Source organism: Streptomyces sp. NPDC001770 (assembly GCF_053596135.1).
In genome coordinates, this window is sequence record NZ_JBSFFN010000014.1 from 71,543 (window position 1) to 84,375 (window position 12,833).

The following is a 12,833-nucleotide window of genomic DNA, read 5'->3' on the forward strand; positions in this document are numbered from 1 at the left end:
CTGAGCGGGGGCCGTCAGGCCAGGGCGACGAACTGGGTCTCGACGACCGCGAGCGGTACGGCGAGGTCCTTCGGAGCCGTGGCGCCGTCGGCCGCCGTGGTGGTGAAGAGGGCGATGGTGGAGCCGCGCCGCATCACGGCGATCTTCTCCGGGGAGTCCGTCGCGTCGCTGCCGGTGGTCTGCCGGGCGACGCCGAAACCCATCGCCTGATCGGCGCCCTGGGGCGCCAGCTCACGGGTCACGGCCGTCACGCGGTGCTCCGTGCCGGAGACCTTGAGCGTGAAGCCGCCGGTGCACGCGTCGGCCGCGTCGGAGAGGGCGCTCAGGGCGGCGGTGGCCTTCTCCTCGTCCTGGTAGACGGTGAGGGTGACGGTGGTGGTCAGGCCGTCGCCGGTGACCCGGCGGAGAACGGTGTCCTCGGGGGAGCCGAGGGCGGTGCCGGCGACCGCGCGGGCCAGCGGCCCGCACGGCTTGTCCGTCTCGACGTCCTTGGGCCGGGGGGCCTGGGCGCCGGTCGGGGTGGTGACCGTCGCCCCCGGGACGCTGCCGGTTTTCAGGGCCTTCGCCTTGAGGCCGCCGACGCCGGTGGGGGCGGGGCTGGGGGCACCCTGGCGTTGCAGGCCCCCGCCCCCGCCGTTGCTGCCGCTGACGGAGCATCCCGCCGCGAGGAGCAGGGCCGCGGCCGACACCGCGCAGGCGGTGACCCGGCGGGCTGCCGTGCCGTGTGCGTACCGCTTCATCGTGTCGTCCTCCTCCGTACGGTCCTGGTCCTCGGGCGGTTTGATCATCAGCCCATCGCCATCTTGTTCTCCCAGCCACCGCTGATGACGGTGGTGGGGGTGCCGCCCCAGGTGGCCGTGGCCTTGTAGAAGCGGGCCGTACCGTCCGCCATGATCGCCCAGATGTCGGGGATGCCGTCCCCGGAGACGTCCGGGGTGCCCGTCATCAGCGGGATGTTCGCCAGGCTCCAGCCCGTACCGAACTCGGCGTCCACACCGGTCGCGGAGTTCACCGCGCTGGCGAGCGAGGTCAGGCTGGTGCCGCCCGCCGGGTCCGCCTTGCCGATGCGCAGCAGCAGCCGGTCGCTGGCGAAGGTGCGGTAGACCAGGTCGGCGACGCCGTCGCCGTTGTAGTCGCCGACGTTGACCAGATCGCGGTCGGTCCAGGCCGACGCGGACAGCCGGGTCGCGGTCTGGAAGGTGCCGCCGGTGTAGCCGGAGAAGACCCACAGGGTGTCGCCGGAGGTCGCGAAGAGCTCCGGGCGCCTGTCGCCGGTGATGTCGCCGGTCGCCAGGATCTGGGTGAACGTCGACGGGTCGGGGGCGTTCGACGGCAGCCACACCTCGGTGCGCTGCTCGACGTCGACGCTGCCGTAGCCGTCGCCCCGGTAGATCCAGAGCTTCCCGTCCCCGGTGCGGGCGACCACGTCCTGGATGCCGTCGCCGGGCAGGAAGTCGCCGTTGTGGGTGATCAGCGAAGGCTTGCCGGCCGAGTCCAGCCAGTAGGTGCCCCCGTCCGAGACTCCGTCCTCGTCGAGGTCGGCCTCCAGACTGATCCCGTCGCGGTGCGCGGCCTGGAGCGAGACGTGGATGTCGCCGGTGGTGGTGGCCGGGTAGAGGCGCAGGTCACCGGTGGCGTCGAGCAGGTAGAGGTCGGCGACCCCGTCCCCGGTCACGTCGCCCGCCTTGTCCGCCGCATCGCGGGGGGTGACGTAGAAGAGGTACTGCGTCGCGGTGGACGAGGTGTTGCCCGAGGCGTCGGCCGCCTTGGCGTAGAGGACGTTGGGACCGGCTGACAGCGGCGGGATGGCCACCGTGACCGAGCCCCCGGCGGCGACGGTCGCCGTGGTCTTGCTGAGGCTGGTCGAGTTCACCGAGTACAGGTACTTCACGGTGTCGGTCGAACCGGCGGCGCTGAAGGTGAACTTGCCCGTGGTACCGAACTTGACCTTGCTCCAGTTGGTGCCGCTGCCGTCGTCCTCCGGGTAGTCCGTGGAGGTGATGTCCGGCGAGTTCGGCGCCGAGGAGTCGTACACGAAGCCGCAGTCGACGGTGCCCGCCGGGCCGTAGGTGGACGCGGCCCCCGAGGAGTCGAGCGCCCGCACCCGCCAGAAGTAGGTCTTGCCGTTGGCGAGCGCGCTGGCCGTGCCGTCCGCGCCGTCGATGACCACGCTGGCCGCGCCGCTCGAGTCGACCGTCCGGTTCCCGTCGTAGACCTTGGTGGTGCTGCCGGACTGCCAGAGCTCGAAGTCCAGGTACTTCAGGTCGCCGTCCGGGTCGGAGGACTTGGCGGCCAGTGTCACGTCGCTGAGCCCGACCGACGGGTAGGGGCTGCTGGTGTCGCAACCTGTACCCGGGGAGATGTCGAGGCTGGTGGGCTCGGCCGGCTTGCGGTTGTAGGTGATCACGATCTTCGGGGCGGACTCGCCCTCGGCCTTGAACTTCTTCCAGGAGTACGAGGAGTCCTCGGTGCTCGCCTGGAGGCCGATGGTGAAGTTGGTCCAGCCGCCGTCCGCCGCGTCCTGTGCGACCGACTTGCCGTCGTAGACCACGTACGCGTCCGGGCAGGAGGAACTCCAGCCGTTGGCGAACGACTTCCTGCCGATCTCCGCGGACTTCGACGGCGGGTTGTTCCAGGTCGTGGACGAGGAGATGCCGCCGGTGCGCCAGACCTGCATCTCGCGGGCCGAGCAGGACCAGCTGTACGTCTCGTAGAACCGGAGGTCGGCCTTGGTGACGGTGGCGCCCTTGATGCTTGACGTCCAGGCGAGCCGGAAGTAGGAGCGGGAGAGGCCGCCGGTGGTCGACTCGTAGCCGACGCGCGCCTCGGTGGTGCCGGTGTTGTAGTTGGCGCCGTCGTAGAAGCTGGACGTCGGGTACTTCTTGTACGTCGTCGTCCAGTTCTTCGTCTTGCCGGTGAGCGACGGGTCGATGAAGACCGGGAACACCGTCTTCGCGCTGGTCAGCAGCTCCTTGTCCGGAGTGATGGCCAGGGTGGCGTCGGCAGTGCCGCCGCCCGTGAGGGCGGCGGTGCCCACCGCGCTGTGCGCCCCGATCTGCGGACCGGCGAGGCCGGGCAGGCTGAGCACGTCCGTCGTGTCGGCGGAGCGGAAGGCAGCGCGCGAGACGGTCGCGCCCGAGCGGGCGGAACCGTAGGACGACTGATCGGCGGTGCCCGCCGACGGCTCGTCACCGGGCGTGGGCTCGGCGGACGGCGAGGGCGGCGTGGTGGCCGTGGAATCGCCCTCCGGAGCGGCGGTGTCGTCGCTCTCCGGGGCGTCCGGATCGGCCGGGGCGTCCGTGGACTCGGTGCCGGGCTCCTCCGAGTACGACGGCGACGGGTCCACTCCGGGCTCGGGAGCCTCGGGGGCGTCGGGGTCCTCGCCCTCCGTCAGGGCCGGGCGGCCCGCGGAGTCCCACAGGAACGGGGTCGGCGAGACCGCGATCTCCGCACCGGACGCGTCCTCGGCGGTGACCGCGTGGGTCACCGCGTCCAGGTGGAAGGAGAGGTCGGGGGAGCTCAGGCGGTACGAGAGGTCCGTGCCGGCCAGAGCCTTCGCGGCCTCGGCGTCGTGCACGACCAGAACGTGGGTGAAGCCGCTGTCCCGGGCCGTCAGCAGCAGGTCGACACCGTCGAACACGCCCGGGTAGAGGGCGGTGTCGCCGTCGACGCGCGGCGCCGGCAGCTCGCCCGGCCAGCTCATCGTGATCTCGTGGCCGCCGGAGCTGAGGGTGACGAGATCCTGATAGGCGGGGGCGTCGTCGGTCGCGACGGGCACGGCGTTGGTGCCGCCTGCCGTTCCGGTCACCGCGTGGGTGCCGCCGGCCGCTCCGGTCACCGCGTGGCTGAAGGAGGCGCGTGACACGGTGAACGAAGCCTGCCGGGCTCCGGACTTGCCCTTGGCCTTCCCCGTCGTGCTCGCACCGCCCCCGGCGGAGAACACCACCGGGTCGGAGGCGGCCCTGGGCTCCCAGCCCCGGTCCGTACGGGCCAGGGTGGAGTCCAGCGGCTTCCAGACGCCGTCGACCTTCGCGCGCACCGGAGCGCCGTGCGCGGTGAGTTCGAAGCTGCCGTCCGGCAGCGCGAACGTCGTCGAGGTGGCGTCCCGCAGGGCGGCCACCTCGACGCGCTTGCCGGTGCGGACGGCCTGCTTCTGCGCGCCGTTCTCGTCGAGCGGGGCGGTGGCGGGCGACACGGGTGTGGCGGACTGCCGCACCGGGTCATCGGGGGCGGGCCCGAGCATGGCGAAACCGAGACCGGCGGCGACGAGCGCCGCCACTCCCGCCGCGGTGCGCCGGGCGATTGCCCGGCTGGGACGACGACGTTCCACGGTGCTGGATTCCCTCCCCCAAAAACGGCGCGCGTCAACTCCGGAGGACAGGTCAGGACGGCTGTCCAGCCGTATTCACCCGGACCGTTCCGGAAAGCGCACGCCGTTCACGTTTTCAGTAAACCCCGATCCAAATCGGCCCTGTCCGGTGACTGGGAACGGTTCCGAGAGGTGGGGCGAGTGAGAAGCATGCCGGAAGGAGCACGAGGCATCCATAGACGTGGTCGTCCCGTGGACGTCACGGTGCGTTCACCGCCGGATCCGCGGAGGCGCCACCGAGTTGCGCCCGTCTCCTTCCCCGGGCGGTCCGGGCCGGGGGCCGAAGTGCGCGTACATGCAGGAAACATCCCGAAAGAGGCTCCAGGATGCCCTGTGAGTGACGAGAGCTCTGCTTTGTTCGCATAGCGGACGATCTCTGGTGCCATGGACCCCATTTTCAGTATCCAAGGCATAGAAACGGTAAAGCTGGAATGGGAGGAATTAGCGTGTGATTGAAATCACTGGAGCCTCGGATCATTTGACGAGTTGTGAATCCGTGCCTGAACATTCGGCGAATCAATTAGCCTTCGGCGCCGTGTGCTTCCGCATGGATCGGCCGGTGGTCGGGATCGACTGTGGGGGGCCGCGGCCGTCGTGTGGGGATCGCTTTCATGGAGTGGCCGGGGGTATCTCCCCGGCACCGAGGAGCAGCGCCGTCGTCGGCGTCGGGCGCGCATCGGCGTGGTCGTCGTCGCGGCGACCGCCGTGACGATCGGCATGCTGCCGAGTTCGTACGCCGTACCGCCGCCCAGCAGCCGCTCGGGCGTCGACCTCGTCGACCTGCCCAAACCCGAACTCGCCCCAGGTGAGGACGGCGGCGGCCTCGCCGACATGACGACGGCCGATGTGCCGCCGGGCGAGGACTACGAGCCGACGAAGATCACCGCCCCGGTGGGCACCGGCATCACGACGCCGGCCACCGGGACGGTGGACGCGCTGGCGCCGGGCGAGACGCAGCAGATCAGCACGCTGCCGATCGGGATCGGTGCTCCGGCGACGGCGACGTCCGAGGAGACGACGGCGCTGGAGGGTGACTGGCAGGTCGCGTTGGCCAGTCAGGCGGAGTCCTCGGCGGCCGACGTCGAGGGTCTGGTCTTCACCGTGACCCCGCCCGCGGCTGCCACGGGCGACGCGGTAGTGGCCCTGGACTACACCGAGTTCGCCGAGCTGTACGGCGCGAACTGGGCGGACCGGCTCCAGCTGGTCAAGTTCCCCGAGTGCTTCCTGACCACCCCGGACGTCGAGGGCTGTGCGGAGCCGACCGAGGTGGACACCACCAACGTCGTCGCGCCGCAGGCCACCGACGTCGAGGGCGACGGTGTCCTCGACGGTGAGCGCCGCATCGAGGCGACCCTCGACGTCGCCGACCTGACCGACACGGGCCCCGTGGCGACGGACGCCGTGGCGACCTCGACCGGGACCGTCTCGCAGGCCCTGTACGTCAAGCCGACCTCCGGCTCGGCCCCGCTGACCCGGATCGCGGCCCTCAGCGCCGCGGCCAACTCGGGCTCCTCGGTCTTCATGGCGACCTCGGCGGGCAGTGGCGCGAAGGGCGACTTCTCCGCGACCCCGCTGGCCAGCGCCGGTTCCTGGACGGCCGGCAGCAGCTCCGGCGGGTTCTCCTACACGTACAACCTCCAGGCGCCCAGCGTCCCCGGCGGCCCGGCCCCGAGCCTTGCCTTCGGGTACAACTCCCAGGGTGTGGACGGCCGTACGTCGGCCACGAACAACCAGGCGTCGTGGATCGGTGACGGCTGGGACTACAACCCGGGTTCGATCACGCGTACGTACAAGACGTGCCGGGACGACACCGAGGGCGGCAACAACACCAAGCGCAAGACCAGCGACCTCTGTGACGGCTCGGAGAACGCGACCCTGACCCTGGGCGGTACGACCACCGAGCTGGTCAAGGACGACGACGAGACGGGCAACGAGTGGGTCACCGCCAACGGTGACGGCTCGCGCGTGCGGCTGCTGAAGGACACCTCGCTGGGCAACGGCGACTCCCTGGGCGAGTACTGGGAGGTCACCACCCGCGACGGCACCGTCTACTACTTCGGCAAGCACAAGCTCCCCGGCTGGAGCGACAACGGCACCGCCGCCGACGACCCGGTCACCAACTCCGTCCTCACCGTCCCCGTTTCGGGCAACCAGCCCGGCGAGGACTGCTACGACGCCGACTTCGCCAAGTCCTTCTGCACCCGCGGCTGGCGCTGGAACCTCGACTACGTCGTCGACACCTCCGGCAGCGCCATGTCCCTGTGGTGGGACAAGGAGAAGTCCCTCTACGCCAAGAACATGAAGTTCAAGACCCCGGTCTCCTACGACCGGGGCGGCTACCTCAAGCGCATCGACTACGGCCAGCGCGCCGGCACCCTCTTCAGTGCGGCCCCGCTCGCCCGCGTCGACTTCGCGGTGGACGAGCGCTGCTTCGTCGAGGACGGCATCGCGTGTTCAGAGGCGAACTTCACCTCGGGCGACTTCGCGAAGAACCACATCTGGTACGACACCCCCGCCGACCTCCTCTGCGAGTCCGGCAAGGACTGCTACGTCCCCGTACCGACCTTCTGGACCCGCAAGCGCCTGGCCCAGGTGACCACATCCACCCAGCGCACCGAGGGCTCCACCGCTCTGTCGAAGGTCGACTCCTGGACGCTGGAGCAGTCGCTCCCGGCCGAGCGCACCGACGAGGGCACCGCCCTCTGGCTCGACTCGATCACCCGCTCGGGCTACGGCACCGACGGCGAGTCCCAGGCCCTGCGTCCGGTCACCTTCGTCGCCAACACCCAGCCGATGCCGAACCGGGTGCGCCGGGGCGAGAAGGACCCGAACCCGACGTTCGACCGGCTGCGCGTCGAGCGGATCATCAGCGAGTACGGCGGCGAGACCTTCGTCGACTACCGCGAGCCCACCGGCGCCTGCAAGAACGGCTCCGGCTTCCCTGCCGTCGAGTCCAACACGCTGCTCTGCTACCCGGCGTACTGGCATCCGGACCCGGACAAGGTCGACGAGTCGATCGAGTGGTTCAACAAGTACGTCGTCGACAACGTCCAGGAGCTCCCGGGCGTCAAGGGCGTCGAGCCCGTCACCACCTCGTACGTCTACGGCGACAACGGTGACACCAAGGGCGCCTGGGCCCTGAACCAGGCCGAGTTCTCCAAGAAGAAGACCCGCACCTACGACCAGTGGCGCGGCTTCAGCCGGGTCCGCACGGTCAGCGGCGCCGACTCCTCGGACACGTACGAGGGCAGCGCGAAGTCCATGTCGGACGTGCGCTACTTCCGCGGCATGGACGGGGACCCGCTCCCCGGCGGCTCCAAGCGTTCGGTGACCGTCCTCGACAACGACGGCGTCAAGATCGCCGACGACGTCGAAGCTCTCCAGGGCCGGGTCGCCGAGGAACTCGACTACACCGCCAACAATGGCACCCTGGTCTCCCGCTCGGTCGACTATCCGAAGGTCGTGGAGCTGGCGAGCCGGGCCCGTGACGGCGGCATCCCGGCGCTGAAGGCGTACCGGGTGCTGGACGACCACACCATCACCACCACCCGCTCCTCGGGCACGTACGACGTGAACGAGACGCGGCAGTGGCGGTCCTTGCGGACCAACACCACGTACGACGACACCTACGGCCTGCCGCTCACCGTGGAATCCCTCGGTGACACCGGCAAGACCGGCGACGAGTCGTGCTCAGTCCTCAGCTATGTCCACAACACGTCCAAGAATCTGATCGGCCTGGACAAGGAGACGCTGACGACGGCAGGCACCTGTGCCGCCGCCGCGACCGCTCCGGTCTCCGCCCGTATCGCCGGGTCCCGAGTCGCCTACGACGACTTGGCCTTCGGCGCCACCCCGACCTCGGGTTCGGCGACGACCACGTGGTCGCTGAACGGGCCGGGTGACGCCTGGCAGCAGACCGCCACGCTCACGTACGACTCCCTCGGGCGGGTCCTGAGCACGACCAACGCGAAAAACGAGACCGAGAAGACGACGTACACGCCGTCCACCGGCCAGGTCTACTCGATCACCGAGGAGAACGCGAAGCACCAGACCTCCACCAGCTACCTGGAGCCCGCTCGCGGCACCACGCTGAAGGAGGTCGACGCCAACGGGCGCACGACCCTCTACCAGTACGACGCCTTGGGCCGCACCACCGCCGGATGGGGCACCTCGCAGGCCGCCACCGAGGCTCCGTCGGTGAAGTTCACCTACAACACTGCCCCCGGCGAGCCGGTCAACGTCATCAGCTCCACGCTGAAGGACAACGGCACCGACTACGACGACTCCGTCGTCTTCTACGACGGTCTGGGCCGTGAGCGCCAGCGCCAGGAGCCGGCGGTCGGCGAGGGCCGTCTGATCACCGACACCATCTACAGCGCCAACGGCACCATCGCCCGCACCAACAACGGTTATTACGCGGACGGTCTGCCCCAGGCGGTGATGTACGAGGTCGACTCCGACTTCAAGATCCCGAACGCGACCCTCTACAAGTACGACGGCCAGGGGCGCATCCTGTCGGAGACCCCGTACATGGCGGGCGCGACCGTGCCCACCAAGGCCACCCGGTACGAGTACAACTACGACTCCTCCACGGTCATCCCGCCCACCGGCGGTGCCGCCCAGCGGAGTTGGAGCGACGCGTTGGGGCGGACGGTCCGGGTCGACACCTTCACGGACGCGGCACGTTCCGCGTACCGGTCGACGACGTACTCCTTCGACGCGCGCGGCGACCAGGTCAAGGCCGAGGACTCGGCCAAGAACGTCTGGTCCTGGACGTACGATGCGCTCGGCCGTCCGCTGACGACAACCGACCCGGACACGGGTACGACCGTCACGACGTACGACGCGCTGAACCGGCCGGAGACGGTCACGGACAGCAAGCAGAGCAAGGTCTGGACGAAGTACGACGAGCTGGGCCGGACTGTCGAGCAGCGGAAGGACTCGTCCACGGGCGAGCTCCTGACGTCGACCGCGTACGACACGGTCATCGGCGGCCTCGGCCAGATGGCCTCATCCACCCGCTACACGGACGGGCTGCCGTACACCAGCACGGTGACCGGCTACACCCCGGAGTACCAGCCGACGGGGACCAAGCTGACCCTTCCGGCGACGATTGCCGCGCAGTACGGCCTGCAGGAGACGTACGCCTACACGTACGAGTACAGCAAGTCCGGCCAGCTGAAGACGGCTTCACTGCCTTCCGCCGGTGGTCTGGCTCCCGAAAAGATCGTCACTCGGTACAACGAGGACGGCCTGCCGGTCTCGACGTCGGGTATCGACTGGTACAACGCGGACACCGACTACAGCGTCTACGGAGAGGTGCTCCGGGCGGTCACCGGGGAGAACCCCAACCGGGTCTGGACGACCAACCTGTACGACGAGCGCACCGGTGAGCTGACCAAGGCGTACACCGACCGTGAATCCACCAGCGACACCTCCACCGTCCTCGGCAACCGCGTCAACGTCCGTTCCTACGGGTACGACCCGGCGGGCAACGTCACCAAGATCGAGGACGCGGTCGACTCCAAGACCGACCGCCAGTGCTTCACCTATGACGCGATTGGCCAGCTCACCGAGGCGTGGACCGCGTCCGACACCGCCTGCGCGGTGACCTCCACCGGCACGCCGAGCGCGCCGACCATCGGCGCCGATGGTGACGGCTACCACAAGTCGTACACTTACGACGCCGTGGGCAACCGGAAGACCGAGGTCGACCACTACCTTGGTACCGTCGGCACCACCACCACGGTGCTGGACCCGGCGAAGGACGCCAGCGTCTCCTACGCCTACGGCAAGGCGGACGGCACCCAGCCGCACACCCTGACCGGGATTTCGTCCACCTATCTGACGGACGCCGGAGCGAAGGTCACCGAGGCCTCGACCCGTACGTACGACAAGGCGGGCAACACCGAGACCCGGACGGACGGCGGCGACGAGCAGGGCCTGACCTGGACCTGGGACGGCAAACTGGAGTCGGTCACCGGTTTCGGTGAAAGCGGCTCCGGCCCCTGGATCGGGCTGTCGGGCAAGTGCATCGACCTGGCGTCCAGCTCCACGGTCGCGGGTACGGCGATTCAGCTCTATGGATGCAACGGCACCCGTGCCCAGAACCTGAGGATCGAGGGCGCCACGCCCACCGACTCCTCCAAGGGTGCGCTGAAGGTCATGGACCAGTGCGTTGTCCCGAAGGACGGCGCAACCGCCGACGGCACGGCCGCCGTCATCGCCAAGTGCACCGGTGCCGCGGCCCAGCAGTGGACCACGGTCGAGTCCGGGCACAAGCTCAAGCACGTCGCGTCCGGCAAGTGTCTCGTCGTCCCCGGCGCCAACACGGCCGCGGGCACCGATCTGACGCTCGGCACCTGTGACGCGAGCGGAACCGCCCAGTCCTGGGCGCCGGCCGACGAGACGAAGTACGTCTACGGCCCGTCCGGCGACCGCCTGATGGCGATCACCGCCGGCACCCGCACGCTCTACCTCGGCGACACCACCGTCTCGGTCAACGTGGACGGCACGCCGAACTACTCGGAGCGGTACTACCAGCAGGCCGGCGCTCCGGTGGTGATGCGGTTCAAGCAGGGCGGCGGCGCGGACCAGCTATCGATGCAGGTGACCGACCAGAACGGCACCGCCTACATCAATGTCAAACTCGCCGCGGGCAACGCGGTGAAGTTCGACAAGACCGACCCGTTCGGGGTGGTCCGAAAGGAGAACGCCAACTGGCTCTCCCACAAGGGCTACATCGGCGGCGACGACGACAACTCCACCGGCCTGGTCCACCTCGGGGCACGTGAGTACGACCCCGAGATCGGCCGTTTCATCTCCGCCGACCCGGTGCTAGACCTGGCCGACCCGGTGCAGATGAACGGGTACGTCTACTGCGAGAACAACCCCGTCACCTTCGCCGACCCGAGCGGCCTGATGCTGGACGGTGGCGGTGGTGGCGGTGGCGGTGGCGGCACCGCGGAGACCGCCGAGGAGGCCTGGGCCAACCAGCAGCTGAACACCTCGATGTCCGAGATCATCATGAATGTCGGATGGGCGGTGTTCAAGGAGTTCATCGGTTGGAACGACGTCGTCAGCTGCTTCTCCCGCGGTGACATGTGGGCCTGCGGTTCGCTGATCATCGACGCGATCCCGTGGACCTCGGTCTTCAGCAAGGGCAAGAAGATCTGGCGCGCGGTCGAGAAGACCTTCAGTGCGATCAGCGCTTGGCGCAAGGCGCAGGAGAAGGCTCGCAAGATCATCGCGGCGGCCAAGGCGGCCCGCGCGGCTGCCAAGAGAGCTGCCGCCGCTGCGAAGGCCGCGGCCAAGAGGGCGGCGCAGCAGGCCAAGAAGAAGGCGCAGGAAGCAGCCACCCGCGCCGCCAAGAAGGCGGCGGAGAAGACCGGAAACGCCGCCCAGAGGGTGAAGAAGGCGGCTGCCAAGACCAACGAGAAGGTGAAGAGCGCAGCTCAGAAGGCCAAGCAGACCGTCACCCGCAAGAAGGGATGCGCCGACAACAGTTTTGTCCCCGGTACCAAGGTCCTGATGGCCGACGGTACGGCCAAGCCCATTGAGGATGTCCGCAACGGGGACCAGGTTCTGGCGACGGACCCGGAGACGGGCGAAACGAGTGCCGAGACCGTCACTGCGCAGATCAAGGGCGAGGGGGTCAAACACCTCGTCGAGGTGACGATCGACACCGACGGGGACAAGGGCGACGGTCGCGCGACCATCACGGCGACCGACAACCACCCCTTCTGGGTCGAGGAGCTCGGCGCGTGGCTCGAGGCCACCGACCTCAAGGTTGGCGAGTGGCTGCGGACGAGTTCGGGAACGTACGTCCAGGTCGAGGCCGTGCGGCGATGGACGGATTCCGAGGCGACGGTCCACAACCTGACCGTCAACGACCTGCACACCTACTACGTGCTGGCGGAAGACACCTCCGTCCTCGTCCACAACTGCGGTCCGAAGGAATTCGAGCCGAGCCGCCCCGGCACCGACGACAGCCCGCAGGGCGATCTTCCCTCGGACGCGGGCATTCGTCCGGGAGAGGCTCTCGCGGACGGTGACTACCACTACGTGGTACGGACCGACGGCTCCCTCCGCTCCATGGAGGACTACTCGATGTGGGACCTCAACCCCGATGCCGGCCACACGTCTCTGGGCGACCATCAGCCAGTGATCATGGCGGGTACGTTCAAGGCGCGAGGCGGTCAGATCACGAGGTTCGACAACTTCTCGGGTCATTACCACCCCCAGCCGGAACCCGGCTACATGCCACTGCAGTTCATCGCACGTGCGGCGTTCGCGCGGCACGGCCTCCAAGTGGCCGATGATGCCTGGAGACTCTGGAAGCCAGGAATGCCCTTGCTCAGTTAGAGGCTGTCCGAGGGGGTGACCCCGGCGCGTGAAGGTGCCGCCGAGCAGGTCGGTGGATCGGCAGATCCCCGACCCGGCTCGGCGGCACCTGCGTGTGGGG

Annotated in this window: 3 protein-coding genes; 1 reads left to right on the forward strand and 2 read right to left on the reverse strand. The window is 69.0% G+C overall.

The window, feature by feature from the left end; genetic code table 11:
• Nucleotides 1-14 precede the first annotated feature (14 nt).
• Complete coding sequence (locus ACWCSV_RS15050) at nucleotides 15-788, reverse strand: hypothetical protein (RefSeq protein WP_451142209.1); 774 nt, start codon at nucleotides 786-788, stop codon at nucleotides 15-17.
• Entirely contained in the window at nucleotides 788-4,330 is a 3,543-nt protein-coding gene (locus ACWCSV_RS15055; RefSeq protein ID WP_451142211.1) for a DNRLRE domain-containing protein, read from the reverse strand. Before ACWCSV_RS15055 ends, ACWCSV_RS15050 begins: the two co-directional genes overlap by 1 nt.
• A 633-nt stretch (nucleotides 4,331-4,963) precedes the next feature.
• Here ACWCSV_RS15055 and ACWCSV_RS15060 point away from each other — a divergent pair.
• Nucleotides 4,964-12,733, forward strand: a complete 7,770-nt coding sequence (locus ACWCSV_RS15060; RefSeq protein ID WP_451142213.1) for a polymorphic toxin-type HINT domain-containing protein — start codon at nucleotides 4,964-4,966, stop codon at nucleotides 12,731-12,733.
• Nucleotides 12,734-12,833 lie beyond the last annotated feature (100 nt).